Source organism: Embleya sp. NPDC001921 (assembly GCF_053594475.1).
The window spans coordinates 1-26,159 of record NZ_JBSFEO010000085.1; the positions used below are offsets into that span (position 1 = coordinate 1).

27 protein-coding genes and 3 pseudogenes are annotated in these 26,159 nt (G+C 70.4%); 20 read left to right on the forward strand and 10 right to left on the reverse strand.

Translation table 11 applies throughout. The annotated features are described in order from the left end of the window. Nucleotides 1-180: 180 nt before the first annotated feature. The gene (locus tag ACWCPW_RS49105; RefSeq protein ID WP_449768168.1) at nt 181-1,236 is read right to left on the reverse strand and encodes a YihY/virulence factor BrkB family protein; all 1,056 of its coding nucleotides are present in this window, start codon (nt 1,234-1,236) and stop codon (nt 181-183) included. 424 nt (nt 1,237-1,660) lie between these two features. On the opposite strand from ACWCPW_RS49105, the gene ACWCPW_RS49110 reads away from it, so the two are divergent. After that, nucleotides 1,661-2,602 (forward strand): GNAT family N-acetyltransferase, encoded by a 942-nt coding sequence (locus ACWCPW_RS49110; RefSeq protein ID WP_449768169.1) that lies wholly within the window; start codon nt 1,661-1,663, stop codon nt 2,600-2,602. A 438-nt stretch (nt 2,603-3,040) separates the two neighbouring features. On the opposite strand, the pseudogene ACWCPW_RS49115 reads toward ACWCPW_RS49110, so the two are convergent. Continuing rightward, nucleotides 3,041-3,406: pseudogene (locus ACWCPW_RS49115) on the reverse strand (methyltransferase domain-containing protein); the annotation flags it as partial. Between ACWCPW_RS49115 and ACWCPW_RS49120 the strand changes: the two are divergent. Then, a complete protein-coding gene (locus ACWCPW_RS49120) occupies nt 3,405-3,830 on the forward strand; it encodes a hypothetical protein (protein WP_449768170.1) in 426 nt (141 codons plus the stop codon). The pseudogene ACWCPW_RS49115 and the gene ACWCPW_RS49120 overlap by 2 nt on opposite strands. Before the next feature lie 501 nt (nt 3,831-4,331). Here the strand turns inward: ACWCPW_RS49120 and ACWCPW_RS49125 are convergent. Further along, on the reverse strand, nt 4,332-5,843 hold the full coding sequence (locus ACWCPW_RS49125; RefSeq protein ID WP_449768171.1) for a hypothetical protein: 1,512 nt from the start codon (nt 5,841-5,843) through the stop codon (nt 4,332-4,334). Between the two features lie 204 nt (nt 5,844-6,047). Here ACWCPW_RS49125 and ACWCPW_RS49130 point away from each other — a divergent pair, with 204 nt between their 5' ends. After that, a complete protein-coding gene (locus ACWCPW_RS49130) occupies nt 6,048-6,227 on the forward strand; it encodes a hypothetical protein (RefSeq protein WP_449768172.1) in 180 nt (59 codons plus the stop codon). Nucleotides 6,228-6,251: 24 nt separating this feature from the next. On the opposite strand, the gene ACWCPW_RS49135 is transcribed toward ACWCPW_RS49130, so the two are convergent. Together ACWCPW_RS49135 and ACWCPW_RS49140 are read right to left on the reverse strand one after the other, a co-directional pair. Next, entirely contained in the window at nt 6,252-6,662 is a 411-nt protein-coding gene (locus tag ACWCPW_RS49135) for an SgcJ/EcaC family oxidoreductase (protein WP_449768173.1), read from the reverse strand. Nucleotides 6,663-6,684: 22 nt separating this feature from the next. Further along, nucleotides 6,685-7,296, reverse strand: coding sequence for a DsbA family oxidoreductase (locus ACWCPW_RS49140; RefSeq protein ID WP_449768174.1), 612 nt, complete (start codon nt 7,294-7,296; stop codon nt 6,685-6,687). Between the two features lie 108 nt (nt 7,297-7,404). Here ACWCPW_RS49140 and ACWCPW_RS49145 point away from each other — a divergent pair, with 108 nt between their 5' ends. Genes ACWCPW_RS49145 through ACWCPW_RS49160 form a run of 4 tightly spaced genes read left to right on the forward strand, consistent with a single transcriptional unit; the run spans nt 7,405 to nt 10,538 of the window. After that, complete coding sequence (locus tag ACWCPW_RS49145) at nt 7,405-8,118, forward strand: ABC transporter ATP-binding protein (RefSeq protein ID WP_449768175.1); 714 nt, start codon at nt 7,405-7,407, stop codon at nt 8,116-8,118. After that, nucleotides 8,115-8,834, forward strand: coding sequence for an ABC transporter permease (locus tag ACWCPW_RS49150; protein WP_449768176.1), 720 nt, complete (start codon nt 8,115-8,117; stop codon nt 8,832-8,834). The genes ACWCPW_RS49145 and ACWCPW_RS49150 overlap by 4 nt, the downstream gene beginning before the upstream one ends. A 4-nt stretch (nt 8,835-8,838) precedes the next feature. Continuing rightward, on the forward strand, nt 8,839-9,933 hold the full coding sequence (locus tag ACWCPW_RS49155) for a sensor histidine kinase (RefSeq protein WP_449768177.1): 1,095 nt from the start codon (nt 8,839-8,841) through the stop codon (nt 9,931-9,933). Continuing rightward, a complete protein-coding gene (locus ACWCPW_RS49160; RefSeq protein ID WP_449768192.1) occupies nt 9,933-10,538 on the forward strand; it encodes a response regulator in 606 nt (201 codons plus the stop codon). Before ACWCPW_RS49155 ends, ACWCPW_RS49160 begins: the two co-directional genes overlap by 1 nt. Nucleotides 10,539-10,555: 17 nt before the next feature. Here ACWCPW_RS49160 and ACWCPW_RS49165 read toward each other — a convergent pair. Beyond that, nucleotides 10,556-10,694: pseudogene (locus ACWCPW_RS49165) on the reverse strand (IS982 family transposase); the annotation flags it as partial. Nucleotides 10,695-10,746: 52 nt separating this feature from the next. Between ACWCPW_RS49165 and ACWCPW_RS49170 the strand changes: the two are divergent. Continuing rightward, nucleotides 10,747-11,118 carry a hypothetical protein gene (locus ACWCPW_RS49170; RefSeq protein ID WP_449768193.1) on the forward strand — a complete coding sequence of 124 codons (372 nt, stop codon included), beginning with the start codon at nt 10,747-10,749 and terminating at the stop codon, nt 11,116-11,118. Between the two features lie 18 nt (nt 11,119-11,136). On the opposite strand, the gene ACWCPW_RS49175 is transcribed toward ACWCPW_RS49170, so the two are convergent. Continuing rightward, nucleotides 11,137-12,039 (reverse strand): IS982 family transposase, encoded by a 903-nt coding sequence (locus ACWCPW_RS49175; RefSeq protein WP_449768178.1) that lies wholly within the window; start codon nt 12,037-12,039, stop codon nt 11,137-11,139. A 433-nt stretch (nt 12,040-12,472) separates the two neighbouring features. On the opposite strand from ACWCPW_RS49175, the gene ACWCPW_RS49180 reads away from it, so the two are divergent. The 4 genes from ACWCPW_RS49180 (at nt 12,473) to ACWCPW_RS49195 (ending at nt 14,084) form a co-directional block, all read left to right on the forward strand. Next, a complete protein-coding gene (locus ACWCPW_RS49180) occupies nt 12,473-12,667 on the forward strand; it encodes a hypothetical protein (RefSeq protein ID WP_449768179.1) in 195 nt (64 codons plus the stop codon). Nucleotides 12,668-12,943: 276 nt separating this feature from the next. Then, nucleotides 12,944-13,360, forward strand: a complete 417-nt coding sequence (locus tag ACWCPW_RS49185) for a phage holin family protein (protein WP_449768180.1) — start codon at nt 12,944-12,946, stop codon at nt 13,358-13,360. Next, the gene (locus ACWCPW_RS49190) at nt 13,357-13,821 is read left to right on the forward strand and encodes a DUF3618 domain-containing protein (protein ID WP_449768181.1); all 465 of its coding nucleotides are present in this window, start codon (nt 13,357-13,359) and stop codon (nt 13,819-13,821) included. Before ACWCPW_RS49185 ends, ACWCPW_RS49190 begins: the two co-directional genes overlap by 4 nt. Beyond that, a complete protein-coding gene (locus ACWCPW_RS49195) occupies nt 13,818-14,084 on the forward strand; it encodes a DUF4235 domain-containing protein (RefSeq protein ID WP_449768182.1) in 267 nt (88 codons plus the stop codon). The genes ACWCPW_RS49190 and ACWCPW_RS49195 overlap by 4 nt, the downstream gene beginning before the upstream one ends. Before the next feature lie 103 nt (nt 14,085-14,187). On the opposite strand, the gene ACWCPW_RS49200 is transcribed toward ACWCPW_RS49195, so the two are convergent. Then, a complete protein-coding gene (locus ACWCPW_RS49200) occupies nt 14,188-14,796 on the reverse strand; it encodes a TetR/AcrR family transcriptional regulator (protein WP_449768183.1) in 609 nt (202 codons plus the stop codon). 144 nt (nt 14,797-14,940) lie between these two features. Here ACWCPW_RS49200 and ACWCPW_RS49205 point away from each other — a divergent pair, with 144 nt between their 5' ends. Then, on the forward strand, nt 14,941-15,744 hold the full coding sequence (locus ACWCPW_RS49205) for an alpha/beta fold hydrolase (protein ID WP_449768184.1): 804 nt from the start codon (nt 14,941-14,943) through the stop codon (nt 15,742-15,744). A 165-nt stretch (nt 15,745-15,909) separates the two neighbouring features. Next, the gene (locus ACWCPW_RS49210) at nt 15,910-16,104 is read left to right on the forward strand and encodes a hypothetical protein (RefSeq protein WP_449768194.1); all 195 of its coding nucleotides are present in this window, start codon (nt 15,910-15,912) and stop codon (nt 16,102-16,104) included. A 500-nt stretch (nt 16,105-16,604) separates the two neighbouring features. Here ACWCPW_RS49210 and ACWCPW_RS49215 read toward each other — a convergent pair whose 3' ends face one another. After that, complete coding sequence (locus ACWCPW_RS49215; protein WP_449768185.1) at nt 16,605-16,898, reverse strand: DUF1330 domain-containing protein; 294 nt, start codon at nt 16,896-16,898, stop codon at nt 16,605-16,607. Nucleotides 16,899-17,086: 188 nt separating this feature from the next. On the opposite strand from ACWCPW_RS49215, the gene ACWCPW_RS49220 reads away from it, so the two are divergent. The 5 genes from ACWCPW_RS49220 to ACWCPW_RS49240 all read left to right on the forward strand — a co-directional run bounded on the left by ACWCPW_RS49220 (nt 17,087) and on the right by ACWCPW_RS49240 (nt 22,827). Continuing rightward, nucleotides 17,087-17,989, forward strand: a complete 903-nt coding sequence (locus ACWCPW_RS49220) for a LysR family transcriptional regulator (protein WP_449768186.1) — start codon at nt 17,087-17,089, stop codon at nt 17,987-17,989. A 357-nt stretch (nt 17,990-18,346) separates the two neighbouring features. Beyond that, nucleotides 18,347-18,793 (forward strand): DUF4267 domain-containing protein, encoded by a 447-nt coding sequence (locus ACWCPW_RS49225; protein ID WP_449768187.1) that lies wholly within the window; start codon nt 18,347-18,349, stop codon nt 18,791-18,793. A 306-nt stretch (nt 18,794-19,099) separates the two neighbouring features. Continuing rightward, entirely contained in the window at nt 19,100-21,022 is a 1,923-nt protein-coding gene (locus ACWCPW_RS49230; RefSeq protein WP_449768188.1) for a protein kinase domain-containing protein, read from the forward strand. A gap of 457 nt (nt 21,023-21,479) precedes the next feature. Then, on the forward strand, nt 21,480-21,731 hold the full coding sequence (locus ACWCPW_RS49235; protein ID WP_449768189.1) for a hypothetical protein: 252 nt from the start codon (nt 21,480-21,482) through the stop codon (nt 21,729-21,731). Nucleotides 21,732-22,272: 541 nt separating this feature from the next. Further along, on the forward strand, nt 22,273-22,827 hold the full coding sequence (locus tag ACWCPW_RS49240) for a PH domain-containing protein (protein WP_449768190.1): 555 nt from the start codon (nt 22,273-22,275) through the stop codon (nt 22,825-22,827). A 119-nt stretch (nt 22,828-22,946) separates the two neighbouring features. Here the strand turns inward: ACWCPW_RS49240 and ACWCPW_RS49245 are convergent. Then, nucleotides 22,947-23,092 (reverse strand): annotated as a pseudogene (locus ACWCPW_RS49245) (IS982 family transposase); the annotation flags it as partial. An 829-nt stretch (nt 23,093-23,921) separates the two neighbouring features. Here ACWCPW_RS49245 and ACWCPW_RS49250 point away from each other — a divergent pair. Then, a complete protein-coding gene (locus ACWCPW_RS49250) occupies nt 23,922-25,076 on the forward strand; it encodes an epoxide hydrolase family protein (protein WP_449768191.1) in 1,155 nt (384 codons plus the stop codon). The last annotated feature ends 1,083 nt before the right edge of the window (nt 25,077-26,159 follow it).

The following is a 26,159-nucleotide window of genomic DNA, read 5'->3' on the forward strand; positions in this document are numbered from 1 at the left end:
TCCAGGCCATGATCGCGGCCGAGCACCCCTTCTTCGCCGAACTCGCCAAGGCCGAGTCCATCGACACACACGCCCTGCCCACCGGCCACTGGCCGTGGTGCGCGCCCACCACGGCGCGGCGGGCATGCGGGCGCGGATGAGCGCCACGTGCGTCCGTGTGGGTCGCGGTCTCGTGTGCACTCAGGAAGTCTCGTTCAGTCGGCGGTGGTCTTTCGCACTCCACTTGCGGGTGTCCCTCGGCCGGACGTAGGGCTCCTCGCCTTCGGGGAGGCCGCCGGCGATGGCGCGTCGGCGAGCGAGTTCGGCGTCGAACTCGAGCCCGAGCAGGACGGCGAGGTTGGTGATCCACAGCCACACCAGGAAGATGATCACTCCCGCGAGCGTCCCGTAGGTCTTGTTGTAGGAGGCGAAGTTCGCGACGTAGAAGGCGAAGCCGGCGGAGGCGAGCATCCAGATCGCCAGGGCGAGGAAGCTGCCGGGGGTGATCCATCTGAAGCCGCGGCCCTCGGCGTTGGGCGCGGCCCAGTACAGAATCGCGATCATGATCGTCACCAGCAGGACCAGGACCGGCCACTTCGCGATCGACCACGCCGTCAGCGCGCCGTCGCCGATACCCAGAGCGGTGCCCACCTGTCGGGCCAGGGCACCGGTGAAGACCACGATCAGCGCACTGGCACAGGCGAGAACCATCAGCACGACGGTCAGGCCCAGGCGCAGCGGGAGGATCTTCCACACCGGCCGGCCCTCGGGCATGTCGTAGACGGCGTTGGAGGCCCGGATGAAGGCGGCGACGTAGCCGGAGGCGGACCACACGGCGACCACCAGGCCCACGACCGCCAGGAGGGAACCCAGGCCGCCGTTGTTCTGCAACTGGCGTACCGCGTCGGTGATCACATCGCGCGCCGAGCCGGGCGCCCACTTGTTCAGGTTGTCCAGCACCCGTTCGGTGGTCGACTCGCCGGCGACACCCAGTAGGGAGACCAGCACCAGCAGGGCGGGGAACAGTGCCAGTACGCCGTAGTAGGTCAAGGCCGCGGCCCGGTCAACGAGTTCGTCGTCCTTGAATTCTTTGACCGTGCCGCGCAACACCGCGAGCCAGGCTTGCTTGGGCAACTCGGTGGGCTGATCGGGTTCGCGCTCCTCGACCTGCTCGGACGGGCCCACGCCGTCGGTTGTGCCTTCGGTGTCGTCACGGTTGTGGTCGTCCTCGTGTCCCGGCCGCGATGCGCGTGTCATGCCTGACGGGTTTCCGTTTTGGCGGCCTGCATGCCGACGTCGACATTCCTGACGGGGGCTTCGGGTCCGATTCGATCCGGGGCCGAGGCGTACCCGAGTGCGAACCGGCCGGGGTCATCGCGGCGAAGGATTCGGGGGTGGTGGTCCGCCGGGGTCGGGGTGGTGGAGGAACGAGTGGGTGCGTCGCGGCCGCACAGACGTCCGCCGGCATCTCGCACACATCGGCGCATGGGCCTGCGAACCCTACGAATTCGAACTCATATGAATCGCACTGCCCAACCCGTCCCGGGTGTCATGCTCATCCATCGCCGAATCCGGGTCTCGTCGAACCGACTCCACATGCGTGCAGCGCCGACGCGGCGGGTGTGAACGGCCGCGGACAATTCGCTGGGCCGACCGACGACGTCCTGACATCATCTCGACCATGATCGACGACTTGCCAAAGGGATTGACCGTCCGCCATCCGGTCGCCGAGGATCAACCACGGATCCTGGCGGTGCTCGATGCCTGGTGGGGCGGCTTCCAGGGGGAGGCGGGCTCCCGAGAGCGCGCCCTGCTCCTGCCCCGGCTGTATTTCCAACACTTCGCCACGACCAGCTACCTCGTCGAACGCGAGGGCGAACCGGTGGCGTTCCTTGTGGGGTTCCACTCGCAGAGCCGACCCGATGTGGCGTACATCCACTTCGTGGGCGTCGACCCCGCCTGGCACGGACGCGGGATCGCGAAGGCCCTGTACCTGGGCTTCTTCGACCAAGCCCGGGAAAGCGGCCGGCGGCACGTGCACAGTGTCACCAGCCCGGGCAACGCGGGCTCCCGGCGATTCCACGAACGGCTCGGCTTCGAGACACTGCCCGACGCCGGCGATTCACCCGTCCAACCCGACTACGACGGCCCCGGTCTCGACCGTGTCGCGTTCACCCTGGACCTCACGCGACACCGGGAAACCGGCAGCACCGGCGACGACACCACCAAGACGGGCGTAAACACCCGCCCCCGTCCCGTACTTCGGCTCACAGTCCTGGACCACGTGTTCGCGTTGGACCATCTCGCCGACGACCGCGAACCCCGCGACGACGCGTGGCACGCCCTGGTCCGCGCGCCCGAGGGGCTGACCGTCGTGCGGAACGCCTCCGCCGACACCCCCGCGGCACAGCGCTGGATCGGCCTGTACGACGCCGACGCACAGCACGGTCTGGACGTGCCGGGGCTGTTGGCCTCCCTCGTCCAACCCCTCGCCGAGGCCGCGGTGCCGGTGTTCGTGTGCTCCACGTACCACGCGGACCTCCTCTTGGTGCCCGACCCGCACCGCACACAAGCCCTCGCCGCCCTGCGCGCCGCGGGCCACGAGGTCGTCGACACTCCCTGACGCCGCAACGGCCCGCCGGATCGAACGCGACGGCATCCTCGAGTTGCTCGAGGCACGGCTGTTCGGCTGTGCCCGCTCCAAGTTGCCACACAAACGTGTACTGCCCACCTGACCCGACCGGAACATGCCCGGCTGCTCCGAGGAGGCCGCAGCGTCGAGCCGCCAGGAGGTGCCGGCGGCGTCGCCGAGCCACAGTGTGCGGCCTTGGCCTCGGTCGGGTTCGAGGAGGTGGTGGACGTCGGGGACGCGCAGCGAGGTCGCGAAGCGGGCGTGGACGTCGTCCAGGACGGCGACGTCGAGTGCTGTGGTGTCCTCGTCGGAGTGTTCCCAGGCGTCGTCGGTGATCAGTGTGGCGGGGTCGAAGCGGGGGTGGCGTTGGCCGCGCGTGGGCATGAACATCACCCCGCCGTCGAAGGATCCCGATGCGGTGCCGTCGTCGGCGACGACGAGTCGGAGCAGGCCGCCCTGGTGGAAGGGGACGATCCGCGGAGCGACGATCACGCCCCCCGACACGGTCTGTTCCACCCACCGGTAGGGGACACGGCCCACCGCGGCGGTGGCGATCACCCGGTCGAACGGCGCGTGTTCGCGGTGGCCGAGTTCGCCGTCCCCGCACGCCACGTCCACCCGCCGGCCGGCCGGCTCCAGCGCCTGGCGGGCCCGGGCGGCGAGCGCGGGGTCGATCTCGACCGTGCACACCCGGTCGGGCCCGGCGCGTTCGCACAGCAGCGCGGCGTTCCAGCCGGTCCCCGCGCCGATCTCCAGGACCCGGTCGCCCGGTTGCACGTCCAGCGCGCGGAGCATGAACAACACCGCGGAGGGCGCGCTGATCGCACTCGACGCTTCGCGGCCGATGCCCGGGAGGGCGGGTCAGGCCGTCGTCGACCTGGACGACCAGCGGGGCGTGCGCCTCGTACACCGCCTCGGCCCACCGTTCCGGCCGGGTGGCCCGCTCCAGCGCGCGGTACCCGCCACCGGCGTCGGGAATCCACACGGTGTCGGGGACGAAGCGGTGCCGCGGAATCCGCGCGAACGCCTCGCGCATCCAGGGATGCTCGAACTCGCCCAGGGCGTCCAGGGCTTCGACCGCCCGCGCGAGATGGACGTCCTCGACACTCATTTCGGCTTCTTGTGCGTGCCCGGACCGGGGTTGCGCAGCGTCGGGTCGTCGCCGTCGGGGGAGGGGGCAGAGCATGGGGTCGCCTCGGGGATGCTGGTCTTGATGTGATGCGGTGATGACCTGCGGTCGGTCGTTCTCGCGTCGGTTGCTGGTGTGCTTTTGCTCGGGCTGCCGCTGGTTCCGACTCGGTCGGGGGTGTCGGGGCCGGTTCGGTCCGTGGTGGATGGTTTGCCGTCGAGGGCGGTGATCTTCGGGACGGTACACCGCGGTTGCCGGCGTGTTGCTGCTGCCGCAGCGCCGGCAGGTGTACTGCTGCGCCACTTCGGCGATGGGTGGAACTCGACCCGTGGGCAGTCGCGGCAGCCGAGCACCGGCCCGCAGCGCAGGAGCCCGCAGGTGCTCCACGCGTCGATTGGGTCGAGTTCGGCGTCGACACCCGCGAGGGCGGGCCGGACGCGAGGGTCCACCGGATGACCGACGCGGGCCGCGACGCACGGTGGGAGGGGGCGCGGTCGCCGTACGAGCCCTCGTCACGGCCATGGCAAGCCGACCCTGAACTGCCCGGAGTACGCGCAGCCGGCCTGATCGGCACGTCGTCCGGCAGTCGGTTCACCGCGTGGGGTTCTCCGGTGGGGTCCCGCGGTCGGCCACGCCGGGGGCGGCCCGCAGGGGGGTCCACTCGGGGACGTGGACGACCCAGGTCGAGTCGGTTCCGGTGCCCGGGACGGCGTGGTGTCGCCACGTGGCCGCCCACGCCGGTGGGGCGGCCCCGTTCTTGGTCAGCAGTGCCGAGGGCACGCGGTACGTCTCGGCGATCAGGTGATCACGGGTGTGCGTCGCGTTGTTGCCCGACGGCGCCGCCGAGGCGCATCCGGCGTAGTAGGCGATGGGGATCGCCTCGGTGCCGGTGAGCAGGCAGGGCGGGCGGATACCCGCCGCGCGCACCGTCCGCGCGATCCGTTCCCAGTCCCGACGCGTCTCCCGGTGACTGTCCGCCCAGTGCGCGGTGATCAGTACCTGGACGGCGAGGTGTCCGGCGAGCGCCGCACCGAGCGCCGCCCCCAGGACGAGTCGGGGCCGCCGACGCCCGAGCCGACCTCGGACCACGTCGATCACCGCGAGCAGACCCCAGACCGCGGGCAGCGCGAGCAGGGCGTAGGTCGGCAGCAGGAAACGCGGCGCGGAATAGTCGATGAGCAGGATGTAGGTGACGGCCAGTGAGACGCCCACGGCACAGGGCAGCCAGGCGAGCGCCGACAGCCGCGCCCGCCGCGCGGCCCACACGCCGGCGATCACCAACACCGGCAGGGCGCACCACCACAGGAGTGCCGGGGCGGCCACCGTGTCGCCGGTACAGGGTCGGCACAACAGCGGCCCGTCCAACGCGGAAGCGGTCTCGCGCAGCGAGAAGGTCAGCCCCGTACCGCCCTGGATCTCGCCCGCGCGGTGCACCCGTTCGAGGATCCCGCCGAACCGAAGGTGCGCCTCGACCAGCCACGCGAGCACGCCGGCGAACGATCCGCCCACGATCACCGCGAACAGGTCCGCCCGCCGCCACGCCGGGACCGCGAGCGTGGCGACGATCAGCGGCAGCACCAGCCAGAAGGCGTCGCCGGGCCGGACCAGACCCGCGACGGCGAGCGACCCGGCCAGGGCGAGCCGCCCGCGCCCGCCCCGAGCCACCCACAGGTACCAGCCGACGGCCGAGACCCCGGCCATGGCCGAGTAGTGGTTGGGCATCGCCGCGCCCGCGTAGAACAGCGTGATCCACAACGTGGCGTAGCCGCCCACCGCACCGAGCACGACCGCCGGCCGGGGCACCAGTCGCAACCACGGCAGATACCCGAGAAACAGCGCCGTCGCGGCCGCCCCCGACAGCCAGTACCGCAGCAGAACCGTCGAATCGGTGACCATCACCACCGGCGCGACCAGCAGCGCCACACCCCGGGACCGGGGCGCGCTGAAGAACGCGGCCGGCGTACTCGGGGCGTACTGGCTCACATAGACGATCTCGTCCCACCCCAACCCCATCTCGGGAGAGGTCAGGGCGAGTCCGCCGGCGGCACACACCACACACACGAGCCCCAACACCAGCGGCGACCGAAGGGCAATCTGCGACATTTAGCCATCTTGATCACTGATATCGCAAACAACCCGAAAGCCTCGTAAGCCATTCGGGTACGGCCGCGACAGTTACCCCGGTGCCGGTTGGAACCATGTCACCAGCCGCAAACGGCAGTGATCTTGCGAGGGCATCCCTCGTGTGGGTGAGCCCTGGGCTGTACGGCTGCGGTGTGTGAGCCCGCGCGAGGACGATCCACGAACGTGGCCCGTACCCCGTTGGAGCCGGTCGAGCACTGGACGCTGTCGAAGGACGAGCGGGCGCTTGTGTCCGGCAAGCGGGGTGCGACGACGCTGGGCTTCGCCGCGCTGCTGAAGTTCTACGCGCAGTACGGCCGACGTCGTCCTCAGGATCACCCGAACGATCCCGTCGGCGAACTCTGAGCGCACACACAGTCCTCGGAGCGCTCAGGCGACATTGGTGTTCTGCATGGCGCTTATCCACCACGCGCCGTCCTTCCTGACCGCTACCGCCGTGCCGTGGTTGGCGAACGCTCCCTGCGGTGTAGTGGTGTCCTGGCGAAGGTGGAGGATCGCGAGGTCGGGGGCGGGGGAGGAGATGTCCGTCATCGTGATGCGGGTCGTCCAGCCGGTAACGGGACCGTTCAGCCGGGCCGTGTGGTATTCGAAAAGGTTGCTCCAGCCGCGCAGGACCGTGCCGTCGGGGACGATCACGACGGCGTCGTCACTGAACGGGCCGTCGATCACGGCCGGGTCCTTCTGATTGAAGCCGGTCTCGATCTGCGCGATGAGCTGCTCCAGGTCGCGCCGGTCCTGCCCGGAGACTGCGGGGCCGTACACGGAGGGTCGAGCGGTCATGGTGATGCACCTTTCTCAGGGGTCAGGCGTTGCCGAGGACGGACAGGATGTCCTGTTCGGAGAGGGTGCCGCTGCCTGCCGGACGGCCGTCGAACCGGAGGACGGGGACCCCGCGAACGCCCGAGCGGCGGACCCGGTCGAGCTCGGCTCGGGTCTCGGCGGCTCCTTCGTCGCTCCAACGGACACCGACCTCGGACGCGAGGTTCCGGAGGACATCGGGATGGGCCACGTTGAGCTCGTCGGTGTGGTGAGCGCGGAAGAGGCGCTCGACCATCGGCTCCCCGAGGCCCTGGCCGCTTGCGAGGGCGACAAGACGGTGCGCATCGAAGGTGTTGGAGAAGATCGCCTTTTCATGCCGCAGAACGAGGCCCTCGGCCGCCGCGAGCTCGGTGATCTCGACGATGGCCTGCGCGGGGTCGACGCCGAACGCCTTGCGCAGCACCTCGACCTTGAGTTCGCCCTCAGTGGTCGCCTCGGGAGCCAATTGGAAGGGATGGAAGACCACTTCGGCGCGTCCGCCTTCGACGCGGAAGCGGGCCAGGGCCCGCTGGAGCCGGGTGAACGCGAAGTAGGACCACACGCAGGGGATGTCGAAAGTGAACTGCACCGAGGTGCCCGTGCCGTTGTCGTTCATGTCGCCAACCTAGCCGTCGGCGAGGGCCCGCACCCTCCTTCCGATGGAGGATGCCGCACGCCTTCCCGGGTGATGGTGCGCGGCGAAACGCCGGAGCAGCCTGGAGGCATGACAGCGATAGAAGTGAGCGGTCTGCGCAAGAGTTACGGTGCGACCGCGGCCGTGGACGGGGTCTCGTTCACTGTTGCCCAGGGGGAGATCCTGGGCGTGGTCGGGCCCAACGGCGCCGGCAAGACCACCACCGTGGAATGCCTGATCGGGCTGCGCAGGCCCGACGCCGGACACGTGCGGGTGCTGGGCCTCGACCCGGAACGCCGGCGGCGGGAACTCGCCGAGCGGGTCGGCGCGCAGCTCCAGGAGAGCGAGGTGCCCGCCGGCCTCCGGGTCGCCGAGGCGCTGCGGCTGTTCGCGGCGTTCTACCGTCGGCCCGACAACTGGCGTGCGGTGCTGGAACGTTGGGGGCTGACCCCGATCGCCGACCAGGCGTTCGGAAAGCTGTCCGGTGGTCAGAAGCAGCGTGTTCAGCTCGCGTTGGCGCTGATCGGCGCGCCCGAGCTGGTGGTGCTCGACGAACTGACCACCGGCTTGGACCCGGTCGCGCGCCAGGACACCTGGACCCTGATCGGCGACCTGCGGTCGTCGGGGACGACGGTGGTGCTGGTCAGCCACTTCATGGACGAGGTGGCCGCGCTGTGCGACCGGGTCGTGGTGCTCACCCGGGGCAGGGTGGGCGCGATGGGCAGCCCGAACCAACTGACGGCGGACGCCGGGGTCGACTCGCTCGAAGCGGCGTATCTCGCGCTGATGCGGGAGGGGCGATGAGAGGGGTCGCGCAGCTCTCGTTGAGCGAACTGCGGCTGCTGACCCGAGATCCGGCCGCGTTGTTCTTCATGGTGGCGTTTCCGCTGATGCTGCTGGTGATCAACAGCGGCGACCGCGGCAAGAGCGGCGAGGACGGTCGGGCCGAGGCGCTTGTGCCCGGCTACATCGTGATGATCCTGGCGATCGGCGGTATCGCCGCGCTGCCGGAGGTGCTGGCTGTCTACCGCGAGCGCAAGGTGCTGCGCCGCCTGAAGGCCACCCCGATCAGTCCGCTCGCCGTCCTGATCGGCCAGGTGGCGGCGCAGCTTGCGATGGCGCTGGCCGGAGCGGCGGTCATCGTCGGCGTCGGCGCGCTCGGATTCGGCCTGGACCTGCCCGCCAACCCGGCCTGGCCGGTGGCGGCGTTCCTGCTGTGCGCGCTGATGGTGTATTCCGTGGGTTTCCTGATCGCGGCCGTGGCACCGGGAGGGCACGCCGCGAGTCTGCTGGGGCTGATGGTCCTGTTCCCGATGATCTTCCTGTGCGGCGCCGTCATCCCGCGCGAGGACCTGCACGCGAACGTCCTGCGGATCGGCAGGCACCTTCCGCTCGCGCACGGCGTGGACGCGCTGCACGACAGCTGGTCGGGGACGCCGTCGGCGACTTCGCTGCTGATCATGGCCGCCGTTATCGTGGTGTGCACGGCTACGGCAGCCGTGTTGTTCCGCTGGGAGTGAACCGGTGATCGATGCGGGGGCGCGCTGGATCAGGGCTTTCCACCTGCTCTTCTTCGCGTGCCTGGGGATCTCCTCGGCCGCGGCCTTCGCCCATGGCGATTCGGATTGGACGACGCTCGGCCTGGCCGCGTTCATGGGCGGGTGGTACGCGGTTTTCGTCGCCAGGCGTCCGCATCTGCTGGAACGGCTCAACCCCATGGGCTGGCACCTGCTGGTGCTGATCGCGTTGTTGATCGTGCTGATCCGCCGCGATCCGGCGTACGAGATGCTGGTGTACGGCATGTTCTCGCTGCCGTATCTGCTGCTGCCCACCCGGTGGGGCTACCTTGGTGCGGCGCTGCTGGTGGTCACCGCGACGGCCGCGGTTGCGCCGTTGTCGGAGGCCCTGCGCGATCCCGTGTCCTTCGGTCCGGCGGTCGGCTCGGTGGGGCTGGTGATCGTCATGGGCCTGTTCGCCAACCACCTTGTCCGGCAGGGTGAGCGGAGCCGGAGCATCGGGGTGTTGGAGGAACGGGCCCGGCTCGCCCGGGAGATCCACGACACCCTGGCCCAGGGGTTCAGCGGCATCGTCGCCCAACTGGAGGCGGCGGAGCAGAACATCGATGATCCCGTCGTGCTGCGCCGAAGGGTGGCGTTGGCCAAGGGGCTGGCCCGTGACAGCCTGGTGGAGGCGCGGCGCTCGGTGGAGGCGCTGCGTCCCGAGCCGTTGGAGGGCGCGTCGCTGCACGGCGCGCTGGTCTCGGTCGCCGCGCGCTGGACCGCCGAGACCGGGGTGCCCGCCGAGGTGACCATCGACGGGGAGCCGCGACGCCTGGGTGCCGAGGTGGAGGCCACCGTGCTGCGGGCCGCGCAGGAGGGCTTGGCGAACGTCGCCAGGCACGCGGGGGCGAAGCGGGTGGCACTGACGTTGAGCTACATGGACGGCGAGGTGACGCTCGACGTGCTCGACGACGGCGCGGGATTCGTACCCAGCGCCGCGCGGGCCGGGTACGGTCTGGCCGCGATGCGCGAACGCGCCGCTCACGCGGGGGGAACGGTCACCGTGGAGTCGGCTCCGGGCGAAGGGACCGCGGTGTGCCTGAGCATCCCTTGCGGTTGATGATCGTCGACGACCATCCGGTGGTCCGGGACGGACTGCGGGGGATGTTCGACGGGCTGACCGACATCACGGTGGTCGCCGAGGCGCGAGACGGCCGGGAGGCGTTGGCCGCCGCCCGCACCGAACGGCCCGACGTAGTGCTGATGGACCTGCGGATGCCGGTCCTGGACGGGCTCGGCGCGATCCGCCGGTTGCGCGTCGAACAGCCGGACGTCCGCGTGATCGTGTTGACCACCTACGACGGCGACGGGGACATCTCGCGGGCGCTGGCCGAGGGTGTGGCCGGCTATCTCCTGAAGGACGCCCCGCGCGAGGCGTTGCACGCGGCTGTACGTACGGCGGGCGCGGGCGGCCGGGTGCTGGCCCCGGCCGTCACCGCCCACCTGATGGGACGCCTCGCCCCGGTGCCCGCCACGGCGCCCAGCCCCAGGGAAGTGGAGGTGCTGGCGCTCATCGCCCGCGGCGCTGCCAACAAGGAGGTCGCCCGCGTCCTGCTGATCAGCGAGACCACGGTGAAGACGCACCTCAAGCACGTCTTCGCCAAGCTGGGCGTGGACAACCGGGCCGCCGCCGTCGCAGTCGCCCTTCAACGGCGCCTCATCTAGATGAATGATGCGAAGGGTTAGTGGTCGTAGGCGGTCAGTGAGCGCATGACGGGCTGGCCAGTGTGGTCGTTGGCCAGATTCCCGCCGGCGGGTGCGAGGACGCGCCGCAGGACGCGGACGATGACACCGCCGGGTGCCGCCCTGGTGGCGTTCGAGCCGGTCTGAGCTGCGTGGCCAGGAATGACCATCCCAGTCCACAATGGATTTGGTGAACATGCGCGACGCGGCGTCCACCTCCGCACGCCTAGCGTCGTCGAACGACACGGCACCAAACGAGGAGGACCCCATGTACGTCGTGGTCCAGCACAAGATCTTGAACCCGGAGACAGCGTTTTCCCGTGCCCAGGCCCTTACCGACGGCATCGGAGCGCCCGGTGGCACCCGGGTGCTGCAGGTCTACCCGCACGTCGATGGATCCGCCGTGACGTGCCTCTGGGAGACAAAGTCCGTTGAAGACGTCCAGCGCTTCGTCGACACAACTCTCGGGGACTCAAGCATCAACGTCTGCTACGAGGTCGACTCGGAGAAGGCATTCTCCGAGCGTCCACTCGGCCTGAGGTCGTCGGCTCCTGTCGCCTAAGACGAATGATCCGAGGAGTTAGTGGTCGTAGGCGGTCAGTGAGCGCATGACGGGCTGGCCGGTGTGGTCGTTGTGCCAGATTCCCGCCGTGAGTGCGAGGACGCGGACCATGACACCGCCGGGAGTGCGGCCTTGGTGGCGTTCGAGGTCGAGTTGTGCCTTGAAGGTCTGGTTGACCGACTCGATGGTCTGCCGCAGCGGCCTGAACAGCTCGGACCCGGCCCGCGCGGGCTCGCCCTTGCGGGCCGGCCGCAGCAGTCGGATTCCCCACTGCGCGAGTTCGCGTTCGAACGCGGCGCCGTAGTAGTGGCGGTCGCTGATCAGAGTCTGCCCTGGGTGGGAGCCGACGAGGTCGGACTCGGCGTCGAGAATGCCGAGAAGGGTCTGGCGTTCGTCGGCTTCCGCGCCGGTCAGAGCGAACGCGACGGGCAGCCCGTGGAGGGTGCACACGAGGTGCAGCCGAAGGCCCCAGAAGAAGCGGGAGTGGCTGGCGCAGTAGCCGTACTCGGCCCATCCGGCCAGGTCGGAGCGTTTGACCGTCTCGCGTGAACGTCCGCATTCCACGGGCGTGGAGTCGACGACCCAGACGGTGTCGGTCCACAGCGAGGTGTCCGTGGCGAGCAGGCGGTTGACGTGGGCGATCAGGTCGGCCGCCTTGCGTAGCCGCCTGTTGTAGCCGGACTGCCCTGGCAGATAGGGGAACAGATGCCGCAGCCGGGCGCGGGCGTGGCGGATCCATCGGTGCTCGGGGGTGAAGCCAAGCAGGGCCTGCATCACGGCGAGGGTGACCAGCTCGGCGTCACTGAGCCGGGGCGCGATGCCGATCCTGGGCCGCCACGGCGCCAGGTGCGGCGATTCCTTCAGCAGGTCATCGGTCTTCACGTAGAGCGCGGTAGCGAGGGAGTCTAGGTCGGGCGTCACAACCGATCTTTGGACTCCCTCGCTTCATGTCATGCGCGACAGCGAGCCCTTCGCATCATTCATCTAGGTCGCGTATCCGGTTGAGATCGACAGGTGCTCCGGCTGAAGGCGTCGACCCGGCTCATCGCGGCGCGAAGGTGGAGGGCGGCGAGGTAGCCGCACGGGAGAACAGGCCACGTTGTCTTCGATCGGGCCGGGGTCGAAGCCGTGGGTCGAGGTGGGGAGTTCGCGACGGGTCAGCCGAATAAGCCCGTACCCGAACACAGTTGCCTCTTCCGTGGCCGCGCCCGTGCCGACGGGTTGAGCTCGCGCAGGTCCTGTATCGGCGTTGCGGCCGCGATGAGCGGCGTGTCGACGCGGGCCGACCCGGGCTCGGCTCGGCCCGGCCCGGCAGTCTCCCGGCGCCGACGCCGACGCCGACGCCGACGCCGCGGTGGCGGCCGCGCGCCGAACCCTGCGCGCCCGGGTCCGCTGGGCATGGGCCGGCGGGGTCGACCACGGCCGGCTCCTCGGGTTGCTCCAGCAGGCGGGCATGTGCGCCGACGACCTGGCCGCTGCCGGGTGCGACTCGGCCCTGCTGTTGGCGCCGGACCGTGCTGCGGGATTCGGACGACCGCACCCGTCCTGAACTCCGCACGACCACGTCGAGGATCGCCCAGCCGGTTCCTTGTTCCCTCAGGGTTCCCTCAGGACACATCGCCGCAAGCCGCTGCGGCGGCGTTCACCGCAGCCGCGGTGCCGTGCGACGGTGTCCGCAGTCCGGCGATGGGACCGGCGGGCGAGCGAGTGACCTGCGGGTTGTGGGGTAACCGCGCCGGTGAGCCCCCATCACCGGGGAGCGAGGTTCGTTGGCCGCCGTCGCGCCGAAGAGCCGCACCGAGCGCGAGAAGGAAGGTGAGGATCCATGAGCACCGTTGGAGAGCCGGGCCGCGGCGGTTCCCAGGAGTCGATGGGCGATCTCGTCTCGCGAGCGTCGCAGCAGATTTCCGAGCTGGTCCGCGAGGAGATGCAGCTGGCCCGTGCGGAGATGACCCAAAAAGGCAAACGCTTCGGGCTGGGCGGGGGCCTGTTCGGCGGCGCCGGTCTGGTCGGCATCCTGGCCGCCCAAGCCCTCGTGGTCACCGTGATCGCGGCCCTGGCCCTGATCCTGCCGGTGTGGGCCTCGGCTCTGATCACCGCCGCCCTGCTGGCGGCCGTCGCCGCAGGAATGGCCGCCGCCGGGAAGAAGCAGATCGCCAAGGCCGGCACCCCCGCACCCGAACAGGCCATCGACAGCGTCAAGGCCGACGTCGCCGTGATCAAGGAGAGAGCACACCGATGACCCACCACCCCCAGGACAAGAAGTCCGCACCCACACCCGAGCAGTTGCGCGAGAAGGTCGAGGACACCCGCGACGAACTCGGCCGGACAGTGGAGGCACTGGCAGCCAAGGCCGACGTCAAGGCCCAGGCCAAGACCAAGGCGGCCGACATCAAGGAGCAGACCGCCGAGAAGGCCGCCCACCTCACCGACCAACTCCGGGACAAGGCGGCCCAGGCCACCGAACTGGTCAAGGACAAGACGCCCGACCCGGTCCTCGACAAGGCGGCCCACGCCGCCGCCCACGTCCGTGACGGTGTGGCCCGCGCCGGACACGTCGCCGCCGACAAGACCCCCGACCCGGTCCGCGAGAGGGCCGAATCGGCCGCGACCATGGCAAAGGCCAACCGGACCCCGCTGATCGGCGCAGCGGTCGTGGTGATCGCCTTCGTGCTGCTGCTCCGAGGACGGAGGCGCCGGTGAAGGCGTCCAAGGTCGCCTACAAGCCGATCGGCCTGATGCTCGGCGCCACCAGCGGCATGATCGCCGGCGCGGTCTTCAAACAGGCGTGGAAGATGATCGGCCACGACGACGACGCCCCCGATGCCACCGACGAGAACCGCACCTGGTCCCAGGTTCTGCTCGCCGCCGGCCTGCAAGGGGCGATCTTCGCCGTCGTCAAAGCCGCCGTCGACCGGGGTGGCGCGGCAGCCACCCGGCGCCTGACCGGCACTTGGCCCGGCTGAAGCCGGATACGACCCCCGCCGCTCGGTGGTGGGCACAGCCCGGCCTGCGGTCGGGTGTTGCACCCGGCAGATGCGCGTGAGTCGGCGAGGCCGGGGCCGGTGGTCAGCGGTAGGCGGCGAGGAAGACGCGGGCGCCGGCGGCGGCGTAGCGGTCGAGGTCGGCCTCGGTGTGCCGGACGCTGCCGGTGAACATGGCCTTGTTCACCGGGATCCACAGCAGCAGGCCGGAGAAGTGGTTCGCGGCCAGGAGGGTGTCGTCGATGCGGAGGAGCCCCTGGTCGGCCAGGCGCCGGAAGGTTGCCGCCAGCGTGGTGAGCCCTCGTTGGAAGCCTCGCTCGTACCACTCGGTTCCCAGGTCGGGGAAGACGTCGGCGTTGGCGATGATCAGGCGCCGCAGCTGGATCACTCGGGGGTCGGTCAGGGCGGTCAGGAACCGACGGGCGAGCCGGGTCAGGTTCTCTTCCAGGTTGGCGTCGTCGGTGGGGAGGTCGGCCAGCAGGTCGATCGTGGTGTCGAGCCGGTCGGTGGTGGCCAGGACGATGTCGGCGAAGAGCTTCTCCTTGTCGGAGAAGTGCTTGTAGACGGTCTGTTTGGACACCGCGGCCAGCTTCGCGATGTCGTCCATGCTCGTTCCCGCGTATCCCTTGTCCAGGAAAACGCTGGTCGCGGCCTCCAGGATCGCCTCGTGCTTGCGCGCTGAACGGCTGTCCATCATCGGCTCCTTCTGCTTGTGCCCGGCCCTCCTGCGGAAGAGTACTGGACTGACCAGTACCCATGTGGGTACTGTACCGTCCAGTTCCGAAGAGTGTGGGGCATCCGGCCCTGCGCACCCCGCAGATATATGGAGCGGTTCCTCATGGACAAGGTGTTCTCTGCCGACGGCACGGCCATCGCCTACGAGCGGCAGGGCTCGGGCCCCGCAGTGGTGCTCGTCGGCGGCGCCTTCATGACGCGCGGCGATTCCGCCGCACTCGCCGGTCTGCTGGCCGAGCACTGCACCGTCATCACGTACGACCGCCGGGGCCGCGGCGACAGCGGGGACGGCCCGGAGTACGACGTACGGCGCGAGGTCGAGGACCTGGACGCCCTGATCGGGCGCGCGGGCGGCGAGGCGATGGTCTTCGGCATGTCCTCCGGCGCCGTACTGGCGCTGGAGGCCGTCGCCCGGGGCAGTGCCGTCTCCAGGCTGGCCATGTACGAGCCGCCCTTCATCACCGACGCCGGCCGCCCACCGTTGCCCGCCGACTACGTCGCCCACCTGACGGACCTCGTGAAGCAGGGGGCGTACGGCGACGCCGTGGCCTACTTCATGACCGCGGCCGTGGGCATGCCCGCCGAGGCCGTCGCCGGGATGCGGCAGGCGCCCTTCTGGGCGGGTATGGAAGCCACCGCCCGCACCCTGCCCTATGACGGCCGGGTCATGGGTGACACCATGTCCGGTCGGCCCCTGCCCGCCGACCGCTGGCGGTCTGTGACCGTGCCCGTCCTCGTCGGCAGCGGAGACGCGGGCGCCCCGCACGTGCTCACCGGCGCGCGGGAACTCGCCGCACTGGCCGACAATTTCACCCTGCACGTCTTCCCCGGCCAGGAGCACAACATCGGCCCGGAGCTCCTCGCCCCCGTCCTGACCCGCTTCTTCACCACCGGGGAGCAGGCGTGAGCAAGGTCTTCGCCAGTCTGGGCGTGTCCCCGGTGAATACCAGAAGTCGGCGTCGGCGGTGAACCTCGCACTCGGGAAGTAAACGTTGACGATGACACCCGACGCAGGTTTCACCGTCCAAACGAGGGGGCGCTCGACGACCTCGCGCAGGCGTACGGGTGGGACATGCGGTCCTGGGACGGACTGGGCACCCTGATCGCCGCCCGGGAGATCACCGGACCGAGTCCCCATATCCGCCTCGGTGTTCGATACCCCGCCCTGGGGGCCGAACCGGTCCGGCGTCTGGCCCACCTCGTCGACGGCGACACCGCCGGCACCTGGGCGTCACCGACGCTCGGCGAGGCGCCGGACGGCGAATAGCCGCACGGCCGGGCGAGCACGAGGACCGTGCGCCCGCCCCGGAGGAACGCTCCTACGCTGTGGCCCGAGCAGGCCGGCCGGGAACGCGCGGGCCTCGTCCGCGGCCCGACCGACATGCGAACACGGGACTCGGTCGGCGGCCGTCGGTTGCACGGAGTCGGGCGGTTCGGGCTCCGCGTCTTTCCGGCCAGTGTCTTCACCGGCCCGTCGGCGCACAGCACCGCGTCGGTCGACTCGAACAGCGCATCGCCGCGACGAGTCGGGCAGCCATGGAACTCGCACCGGAAGTACGACGGTTGCACGAACGCCTCGACCCGTTCCGGTCCGTCCGACAGAACCGCCACCACGGTCTTCGCCCCGATCCGCGGCTTGATCGGGCGTCAGACCCACCCTGGCAGTGGGTCAGAACCGCGCCGCAGAACACCGGAGTTCAGAGAGGAGTTCTGCGAACCGCGACCTTTATCGGGTGACGGATGCTCGGCGATGGCCGGGCCCGCCGGTCAGTCGACACTGTCGATGATGCGGAAGTCGCGCTCGTAGCCGTCGGGGAGGGCCACCAGGGCCTTCTGGTATGCCTCGCTCTCGTATGCCGCGACGGCCTGTTCGAAGCTGTCGAACTCGACCAGGACGGCGCGTTGCGTGATTCCGGCCTCGTGGGCGACGACTCGACCGCCGACGGACAGGGTGCGCCCGCCCCCGGCCCGGACGGCCGGACCGGCCAGCTTGTCGTAGGCGGTCAGCGCCTCGGGGTCGGAAATGGCGGGGTAGACACTGACCCAGTAGCCCTTGGCCATGGAAACCTCCTGTGTTCGGCCGGACACGTCCGACTACGAATCGACACTCGGATCGATCGATCCCGCCGACCGGTACCGCGGTCGGTCGGATCGTCATATGCGCAGGTTAGGGCTCGATGTGCGGTCGGGGGAAAGACCGGTACGGGATAGGCTCAGAACGGATCGTTATCAATCGGCGGGGAGGGCACGTGGCGCCGGATACGGTGAGCCTGCGGTACTTCCTGGTGCTGGCGCGGGAGTTGAACTTCACCCGCGCGGCCGCACGGATCGGTATCGCGCAGCCCGCACTCAGCGCCCGGATGCGCCGATTGGAGGCGGAGCTCGGTACGGCCCTGCTGGTCCGCAACACGCGCAGCGTCGTATTGACCACGGCCGGTGCGGCTTTGGCGGAGTCCGCGCCGCCCGCGCTGGCGGCGCTGGACCGGGCATGGGACACCGCCCGGAGCGCGGCGGCCGGTGAACTGGGCACGCTGCGCATCGGATACAGCCTCAGCACCGGGGCCGAGACGGTACCGGCCCTGGTGGACGGGCTGATTCGCGGCAACAGCGGACTCGAGGTCGGCGCGGTCCCGATGGCGACACCGGAGATCTCCCCCGCGGTCGCCGAGGGCCGCATCGATGCCGGGATCACCCGCGGTGAACAACCGGGCCGTGGCGTGCGCCGGTTCCTGCTGCGGCGTATGCGCGTCGGGGTCCAGCTGGCGCAGCACCATCCGCTGGCCGAACACCCGGAGATCGAGATCGCCGACGCGGCCGCGTATCCGCTGCGACTCCCGGACCGTGCGGCCAACCCCGTGATCCACGATCAGCTGTCCGCACTGTTCCGAGACACCCGACCACATCCCCGATTCCACACGCCCGCGGTCTCTTTCGACATGTCTCAGCGCGACCTGCGCGACGGGGTCACCCTCGCCCCGGCCGGAGAAGCCGCGGCCACGACACAACCGGCCGGTCTCACCTGGCGACCGCTGCGGGGCGCGCCCGGCCTGACGATCCACCTGGTCCTCCCACGCGAGCAGTCGCCGCTGCACCGCCGCGTCCGTGCCGTCGCCGAAACCCTGGCGCACGAGCTGCACTGGCTGCCGGACTGACGCGCGAGAGGTCGAGCGGGACGGGCGCCCGCGGTGGCGAGGCCGAAGACCGACCGCCCGGCGGACTTCGCGGTGACGACGACGGCGGTCCTGCCGAACGTCCGACACGACCCCGCCACGCCGGCGGATCGGCACCCGATGACGGCCCCGGGTCCGGTCCGAGTCGTACACCGCGGCGACGTCCTCGCCCAGCCCGAGATCTCATGGGAGCGAACACGGCCGGCCCCGGCGGCTCTCCGCTCGTTCTCCGGGTCGCCTCCAAGTCGCTTCCATGTTCCTTCCAGGACCACCCGGCGAGGCTGTTCCCACAAGGCGACGACGGCCGGTCCCACCGGCCCGACACTCGGGAGAACACCCATGAAGCTCAGGACCCTGACCACCATCCTGGCCGCCCTCGGTGGCGCGTTCATCATCTATGTCGGCCTCGCCTACCTGCTCGCCCCGCAGTCGACCGCGTCCGGCTTCGGCCTGCCCACCCGGCCCGAACACGAGGGCACCGGGTTCCTCGCCGTCAAGGGCGTCCGCGACATCGGCACCGGGCTGGTCATCTTCGCACTCCTGCTGACCGGACACCGGCGGGCGCTCGGCTGGACGATGCTCGCCATGACCTTCATCCCGGCCGGCGACATGACGGTCGTGCTGGGCAACGACGGCTCCGCCGCCACGGCCCTCGGCGTCCACGGCCTCACCGCCTGCCTGGTGGCACTCACCGCCGGCCTGCTCCTGCGCGAACGCCCGGCCCGGCCAACCGCCTCCGCGCACACCCCGACCACCCCGCGCGTCAGCGTCCCGGCCGCACGTTGACCCCTCGGGCCACGCCGGTACCGGTGCCCGGTGTCGCCGACGGGATGCAGCGCCGCTGCCTTGCGGTCGGTTGCCCCTCACTTGGCGGGGCCCGAGGAGTTCCTGCGTCAACAGCATTCACGCACCCATGCGCCGTGCCGTGGGCCGGTATCGGCTGGGCGAAGGCCGCGGGCCGGTGGCCGGTGGTCAGCAGGTACGGCGCTGCGCCCGCCTCATACCCCGCTTACCTTTCCCCCACGCTGGGTATCGTGCGGCTCTCACCATGTGGTCGCTTGCTGTGTGACGGGGATACGGGAGCTGTCGGCGATGCGTGTGTTGGCGGGGCGTTACGAGTTGGTGCGGTTCGTGGGCCGGGGTGGGATGGGTGAGGTGTGGGAGGGCCGCGACCGGGTGATCGAGCGGCGGGTCGCGGTCAAGCTGCTCCCGCACCACAAGGACGACGCACGAAGCACGGGGCTGTTCTTCCGGGAGGCCCGCACCGCCGGCGCGCTGCACCATCCGGGCGTGGTGACGGTGTTCGACCTGGGCCAGGACGATGCGGACGGATCGCTGTTCCTGGTCATGGAGTTCATCGAGGGCCGGGACCTGGCGAGCCTGCTCGCCGGCAGCGGCGCACCGCCGGTGCCCACCGCGGTGGACTGGACGGCGCAGGCGGCCGGCGCTTTGGCCCGCGCGCACGCGAAGGGTGTGGTCCACCGTGACCTCAAGCCGTCGAACCTGATGGTGACCGACGACGGCGTGGTGAAGATCCTGGACTTCGGGATCGCCCGGTTCACGGAGTCCACGAACGGGTCGAGCAAGGTCATGGGGACCCTTGCCTACATGCCGCCGGAACGCTTCGACGAGCAGCCCGGTGACGCCCGCTCGGACCTGTACTCCCTCGGCTGTGTCCTGCACGAACTCCTTACCGGAAAGGTGCCGTTCGCTGTGAGCGGCCCGATCGCGATGATGAACGCGCACCTGCGCCGGGCCCCGGCCCGCCCCGGCCACGACCGCCCCGGTGTGCCCGCAGAACTCGACGACCTCGTGGTGGAGCTTCTCGCCAAGGACCCCCGCGACCGGCCTGCCACTGCCGACGATGTCCAACAGCGTCTCCGCGCCCTCACCGCGCCCATCGCCGCGGCACCGCCGACTCGGACCGGCCGCGGCAATCCGCCGGGAGCGAGGCCCACCGAGCCCAATCCGGCCGCCCCTCCACCTGCCGCAGCGGTCCCGGCCGCCCCCACGGCCACCGGATCCAACACGCCCAGACCTGCCCTGGCCGGGCCATGGGACGACGGCCCCGCTGCCGAGTTGCCGTCCACCGTGTATCGGGCAGCGGAGACGGCTTCCGCGCCGCCTTGGGCCGCTCCCACGACGCCGGCGGCGAGCGCGGATCCACAGGGACCCGACGCCCCGGACAAGGACTCGGAGTCGTCCCGGATAGGCGGGCCAGGCGACGGCCGCAGGACTCGCCGGAGTCGAAGCAATTGGGCTCTGCTGTCCCTGGTCCTGACGCTGGTCGCTGCGGCGGTCGTCGGCTTCGCATTCCTCCCACGCAACGATCACTCCGTGCCGAACTGCTTCCCTGAAGGCAGCGGTTCCGGCGTCCCTCCCGTAGCGGTTCACGCCATCGCGCCGGGGACACCGCACGCACCAACTCTCGTGGCACCGGCGAGCCGGGCCACCGCGAAGGTCGGCCGGCCGATCGAACTCCGCTGGCAAGCCACAGGACCGGTGTCGAAGGTCTCGACGAAGCTCGGTGACGGCACCTGGCAGGATTCGCCGTGGATGAACTCGACCCGCTGCATGTTCACTCCCCCTGCGGCGGGCTTGTACAAATGGGCGACGAACTCTGCCTCGGCGGCGACCGGGGCGACGGGCGGCCCATGGAGCAGCCAGCGTTATTTGTTCGTCCAGTCAGCCGAGGACGACTCGACCCCCAACCCGGTCCGCGACACCCCCGACGCGCCGAACCTCGTCTCGCCGCCGGACCAGACCATCGTCAAGGCCGGACAACCGGTCGAGCTCACGCGGACGGGCAGCGCACTCGCCACGCAGTGGACCATCGAGTACCCCGACGGCCAGTGGAGGAACACACCGTGGGAAGCAACAACGAGTTTCACCTTCACTCCACCGTCTCCCGGGACCTATAGGTGGGGTGCATTCGTGGCGAGCCGTGCGGACTGCGGTGCTCACACCGACTGCCTGAGCCCCGCAAGCGAACAGCGGTATTTGATCGTCCAGTAGGGACGTCGTGACGATCACCGAGAATTCGCAGGGCGGCGGCATGGTTCGGAGAATGCGCCGTTGACCGCAGCGGGTTGTCGGGCCCGACGGGTCGGGATCGACGATCCGGCACCACCCCCTCGGTGTCGGATGCGGGCTCGTGCTCCCCAACCCCACCCGGGTGAGCGCGGGCCCTCGCCGCGTTCGGGGAGAGCGGTGCACGCTGCGAACGTTCGCCCACCCCCACCCATGGCGCCGGCTGCCGTCGCGCAGGATCGCCCGCGCGACCGCGGCCAGGCGAGCGCCGGCGCTTCGCTTGCTCCACGCACCCAGAGCGGAGACGACCACAGAGCACACCGCAGGACCGGACACGCCCACCGCTGCGCCGCGCCGGTCCCGGTCGTCGTCGTGGTCCCGCCTGGCAGGCCGCGCGCGCGGAACTCCTCGCCGTCCTCGCGGAGGCCCGCGAGGCCACCGCGTGACCTGGGCCTGGGAGTACGAACCCGACGAGCCGTACGTGCCCGCCGCCGCCCCACCGGTCCTCGTCGTCCGGGTCGAGAACAAGGCAGCCGAACTCGTCCGCGCCGCCGAGGCGCCGCACCTCCGCGGCGAGGCGTACGAGGGACTGTCGCCCCAGGGCGGGACCGCACTGGTCGCGGACGGCATGTTCGTCTACCAGTTCGTGCCACGACACGAACGCGTCCACATCCTCCAGACCACCGGCTGGTGACGATCGCCATCCCCGTCCGACCCCACCCGGCGACCTCGTCCTCCTCCCGACCCCAGGACGGCAAAGCCCCGCTGGACTTCGCCCGGCCGGCCGTTTGGCAGCGCGAGGTCCTCGGCGGGGCAGGGGCTCCCTTCCGTGCGGCAGACGCCTATGCGAAGGCCGGCGTGAGGGACGGAAAGCACCGGCCCACCGCCGGTCCCGTGGGCCACGGCCCGGTCGTCGTTCCCGCGGATTACGCCGATCAAGGCGCCACCACCGGGGCGGGCCTTGTTTTGCTCCGGCTCCTTTCCACGGCGGTGCCCGGTGTTCGAACTCGCGGGTGGTGTCCGGGAACCGCCGGCGGTGGACCGGTTCGCTCGCCGACGCCGGCGACCCACCCGATGCTCGCGTCCCATGGGGCAGATGCCTGCGGTGGGAGTCGCGCCGCGACGCGGAGGTGGGAGACACCGTTCCTGCGCATGTCGGCAACCGTTGTGCCCTCCCGCGCCGGGGCTTCGTGTGCTTGGCTCGTCCGGAGACTCGTTCGTCGTACGCGTTTTCGTTGCCGGTCGAACCACCGGAGTTGATGGTCGTGTCCCGCGGGCGTGGGGATCCCTCGGAGTGGCGTGAATATCGGCTGGGCCTGGGGTCGGGCATGCTCGCACTGGTCTTCGTGCTCGGCATCGGTGTCGCGGCCGCGGTGGGGATCGCCTCGGAGACCGGCTGGTTCTCCCTCGGGCCGCTGCTGATGGGGCTGTTCGCCGTGTTGCTGTCCTTCGAGATCTTCCGTGTGCACGTGATCAGGGCGACGGTCGTCGACGAACGCGGCGTGGCGCTTCGCGGGGTGTTCCGTGCCCGCGTGGTGGCGTGGCCGGCCGTGCAGGGCATCGAGATCGCGACGCTGCCCTGGGGATTGGAGGACCAGCCGACACGGGCGGCCGTGTTGTACGACTCGACCGGGCGGAAGTACGACCTTCCCAACGTGGACGACCTCCGCACGGACGACCTGGACCACGAGGTGGACGCCCTGCGGGAGACATGGGTACGACGCCGGGGCGAGCACTGGGCACCCGTCCCCGAGGTGGCGGCCCGGATCAGGCGCGACCGCGGAAGGTGAGCCGACCCCGCACGCGAGACCGCGTGTGTTTCCGTCGTGCCGGCCGGTACATCACCGGCGCCGCCATCGCCGTGGACGGAGGCTTCGCCGCCTGAACCGGCGGCGGCCGGCCGCACCACGCCGCCGGCCGCCCGGGCCACGGCCAGGCAGACGAGTTCGGAGTCGCCGAGCAGGAGCGGTCGTCCCATCCACCGCGTTCCTTCGATCTCGTCGTCGACGATCTTCACGTTCAGTGGGTCGAGTGGGTCATAAGGTCCGTTGTCACGAACGGATCATCGAGGCCCTCGCCCCCTTCTTTCCGTGACCGGGCCGGGAGCCGGACCGTTCCTGCGAGGGGCGAGGGGCGAGGGGCGAGGGGCGAGGGGCGAGGGGCGAGGGGCGAGGGGCGAGGGGCGAGGGGCGAGGCCTGGCCCGTACCCCGCTCCGCAGGAGGCCGCGTGCAGGTGCAACTCGTTTCTGTGCGGCCATGACCTTTCCCAGCGCGCGGTTCGAAGGATGCTTTCCCGAGCTCTTCGGCTTCGTGCTGCTCGATGCCACAGGGCTCGACGATCTCGGTGTCGGCAGCCCTGTCGGCAGGAATCCGCTGCAGTTGTTCAGCACGAGTGAGCGGGGCGATCGGGGCGTGCGTGACGGCATCGCGATTCCCGCGCAGAACGACCGGCGCCCGGCCCACGTTCCATGCCCACCTCGACCACGGCCTCAACCTCATCGACAACGACTGAGCACATCGGACTCATTCGTCCAGGGCGCGGTGTGCGGCATGGTCTCGGGGGAGAACGGGGCGTCAAGACCGGGTGAGCGCAGCGGCAGGAAAGATCATCGAGGTCCTCCTCCTGTTGTTCGTCCTCGGGGTGTCGGCCATGGCAGCCCCGGCGTTGATGGGCCACTTCACCCGGGAAGCGTCGTCGGCGTGCGGCAGAATCGGCTCGTTCGTCTTCGTCGGGTGTCGGCGGGATGTGGGCGGGGTGCTCTGTCACGCGGAATCAGCGAAGACCGGTCGGTGTTTGCAACTATCGATGCGAAGCTCGCGCCGGCCGCGTCCCGGTCTTCCCGGGGGCACGCGCCTTGCCGGTGGACGAACCACCGAAGGACACATGAGCACGGAGCGATACCACATCTCGGTCCCCGGCCACGTGCTCGACGACCTGCGGGAGCGGCTGGTACGCACCCGGTTCGCCACCGCGACGGACGCGGCGTACTGGGCGGCCGGGGTCGATCCCGGCGATCTGCGTGAGCTCGTGGCGTATTGGGCGGACGGCTTCGACTGGCGGGCGGCCGAGGCCCGGCTGAACGCGTACCCGCACTTCCGCGCCGAAGTCGGCGGCCGCAAGGTGCACTTCGTGCACATGCGCGGCAAGGGCCCGGCCGGAGGGCCGGCACCGCTGCCGCTGGTGCTCAGCCACGGATGGCCGAGCAGCTTCGTGGAGATGCTGCCGATCGCCGAACTGCTGACCGACCCGGGGGCACACGGCGCAGACCCGGCGGACGCGTTCGACGTGGTGATCCCCTCGCTGCCCGGGTTCGCCTTCTCCGAGGCGCCGAGCGGCCCGTTCACGCGGCGCGCCGTCGCCGAGACGTGGCACGCGCTCATGGCCGACGTGCTCGGCTATCCGCGCTTCGGTGCGGAGGGCGGCGACATCGGCGGCGGGATCACGCAGTGGCTCGGCGCGCTGTTCCCGGACGAGGTGGCCGGCGTACTGGTCACCTCGTCGGTGGTCCCGACCGACTTCGGTGCGGCGCCGCCGACGCCCGAGGAGCAGGAGTTCCTCGACGCGATGGCCGAATACGACGCCGCCGACGGCGGCTACAGCGGGATCATGTCCACCCGCCCGGACACCGTCGCGGCCGCGCTGGTCGACTCCCCGGCGGGGCTGCTGGCGTGGATCGTGGACAAGTACCGCGACTGGAGCGACTGCGGCGGCGACGTGGCCACGCGCTGGGACCGCGACACGCTGCTGACGGTGGCGACCCTGTACTGGGCGACCGGGTCGATCGGCACGTCGTTCCGCGAGTACTACGACTGGCCGCACAACCGGCCGGTGCCGCCGATCGCCGTCCCCGGCGCCGTGACGCTGAGCAACGAGCCGGCGTTCCGCGCAATGCCGCGCAGCCTCGCCGAGCGGATCTTCACCGACCTGCGGCAGTGGCGCACCCCGGAGCGCGGCGGGCACTTCATGGCCCACGAGGAGCCCGAGCAACTGGCCCGCGACCTGCGGGACTTCTTCCGGCCCTTGCGGGGCCAGGACTAGCCACCCGTAACACGATCACCACCAAGACGGGAATCGATCCAACGGTCGACATCGCGTCGCGGGCCGAACCCAACTCGTGAACGCCCCTCTTGGAAGGCCGCTCCGATACACCGCTCGCCGAATCGGAGACCACCGCCGACCGCCGGGTCCGTGGCCTCGGCACCCAACAACGTGATCGTCTTCCGGAACGATTCCCGCCGCAGGACTGACGAACGGAGCGACATCCCGGCCGTGCCGCGGCCACGGCGATGCCCGGCCGGCGCAAGTTGGTCATCGGACGGGGCACGCCGAGGCGATCGGTGATCGAACGGGTCGCGGCACCGAGGGAACTGCACCCGGTCCGGATCCAACAGATCGATCAGGGCGACCGGTTCGTGCTGAAGCGCATCGAGGCGCGGAACGGCCGGTAGGACATTCGCCGCGATACGGTCGACGTCCGCCATGAGATCGACGAACCACGTGCGGAAAAAACGGGATCGCTGTCCAACTCGAGCGAGAACTCCGCATATCCCACGCATCGACGTCGTCCCGGTTCCCCGCCGGATGCACCATCACTTCGCCCACGGCGCGCTGATGGGCGTGGAACATCCGCAGTTCGTTGCTCGTTTCGTGGAGCCGCTTGGCGACCTCGGGCAGCGTCTCCGCGCACGCCTGGGCCTCGGCCGTTTGCGCGTCCGGCCACGTCCCCGAGTTCCGCCGGACACACCGCGATCAGCACGTCCGCGTTCGCCCGCGTCGACCGACCACCCAGCAGCGAGCCGCGCCGATGCCGGCGCAGCCGGGAGAGCGCCTGCTCGCTCCGTCCTTCCCGAACGTCCAGCGCCACTGTCACCGGACACCCCGCGGGCCGGTCCTCGTCCGCGACGGCGGCCGCCGTGCGAAGCGTCGGCGACGTCCCGGCGGCGGAGAACTCACCCGCGAGGAACCCGACGGCCGCGTAGTCCGCGTACGTGTGCTCGAACTCCGATCGACACGGATCATCCGCCGCGGCCGTTTCCAACCAGGCGCGCACGACATCGAGCGCGGCCGCGTACTCCTGCTGCCGCACGTACAACATCGCCCGCCCGAAAGCCCACCTGATGC

What these genes read in the sequence shown, in the direction of transcription:
- ACWCPW_RS49105 (WP_449768168.1), bottom strand. Translation starts at nt 1,236, where the DNA reads ATGACACGCGCATCGCGGCCGGGACACGAGGACGACCACAACCGTGAC.
- ACWCPW_RS49110 (WP_449768169.1), top strand. Translation starts at nt 1,661, where the DNA reads ATGATCGACGACTTGCCAAAGGGATTGACCGTCCGCCATCCGGTCGCC.
- ACWCPW_RS49120 (WP_449768170.1), top strand. Translation starts at nt 3,405, where the DNA reads ATGAACAACACCGCGGAGGGCGCGCTGATCGCACTCGACGCTTCGCGG.
- ACWCPW_RS49125 (WP_449768171.1), bottom strand. Translation starts at nt 5,843, where the DNA reads ATGTCGCAGATTGCCCTTCGGTCGCCGCTGGTGTTGGGGCTCGTGTGT.
- ACWCPW_RS49135 (WP_449768173.1), bottom strand. Translation starts at nt 6,662, where the DNA reads ATGACCGCTCGACCCTCCGTGTACGGCCCCGCAGTCTCCGGGCAGGAC.
- ACWCPW_RS49140 (WP_449768174.1), bottom strand. Translation starts at nt 7,296, where the DNA reads ATGAACGACAACGGCACGGGCACCTCGGTGCAGTTCACTTTCGACATC.
- ACWCPW_RS49145 (WP_449768175.1), top strand. Translation starts at nt 7,405, where the DNA reads ATGACAGCGATAGAAGTGAGCGGTCTGCGCAAGAGTTACGGTGCGACC.
- ACWCPW_RS49150 (WP_449768176.1), top strand. Translation starts at nt 8,115, where the DNA reads ATGAGAGGGGTCGCGCAGCTCTCGTTGAGCGAACTGCGGCTGCTGACC.
- ACWCPW_RS49160 (WP_449768192.1), top strand. Translation starts at nt 9,933, where the DNA reads ATGATCGTCGACGACCATCCGGTGGTCCGGGACGGACTGCGGGGGATG.
- ACWCPW_RS49185 (WP_449768180.1), top strand. Translation starts at nt 12,944, where the DNA reads ATGAGCACCGTTGGAGAGCCGGGCCGCGGCGGTTCCCAGGAGTCGATG.
- ACWCPW_RS49190 (WP_449768181.1), top strand. Translation starts at nt 13,357, where the DNA reads ATGACCCACCACCCCCAGGACAAGAAGTCCGCACCCACACCCGAGCAG.
- ACWCPW_RS49200 (WP_449768183.1), bottom strand. Translation starts at nt 14,796, where the DNA reads ATGGACAGCCGTTCAGCGCGCAAGCACGAGGCGATCCTGGAGGCCGCG.
- ACWCPW_RS49205 (WP_449768184.1), top strand. Translation starts at nt 14,941, where the DNA reads ATGGACAAGGTGTTCTCTGCCGACGGCACGGCCATCGCCTACGAGCGG.
- ACWCPW_RS49210 (WP_449768194.1), top strand. Translation starts at nt 15,910, where the DNA reads ATGCGGTCCTGGGACGGACTGGGCACCCTGATCGCCGCCCGGGAGATC.
- ACWCPW_RS49215 (WP_449768185.1), bottom strand. Translation starts at nt 16,898, where the DNA reads ATGGCCAAGGGCTACTGGGTCAGTGTCTACCCCGCCATTTCCGACCCC.
- ACWCPW_RS49225 (WP_449768187.1), top strand. Translation starts at nt 18,347, where the DNA reads ATGAAGCTCAGGACCCTGACCACCATCCTGGCCGCCCTCGGTGGCGCG.
- ACWCPW_RS49230 (WP_449768188.1), top strand. Translation starts at nt 19,100, where the DNA reads ATGCGTGTGTTGGCGGGGCGTTACGAGTTGGTGCGGTTCGTGGGCCGG.
- ACWCPW_RS49250 (WP_449768191.1), top strand. Translation starts at nt 23,922, where the DNA reads ATGAGCACGGAGCGATACCACATCTCGGTCCCCGGCCACGTGCTCGAC.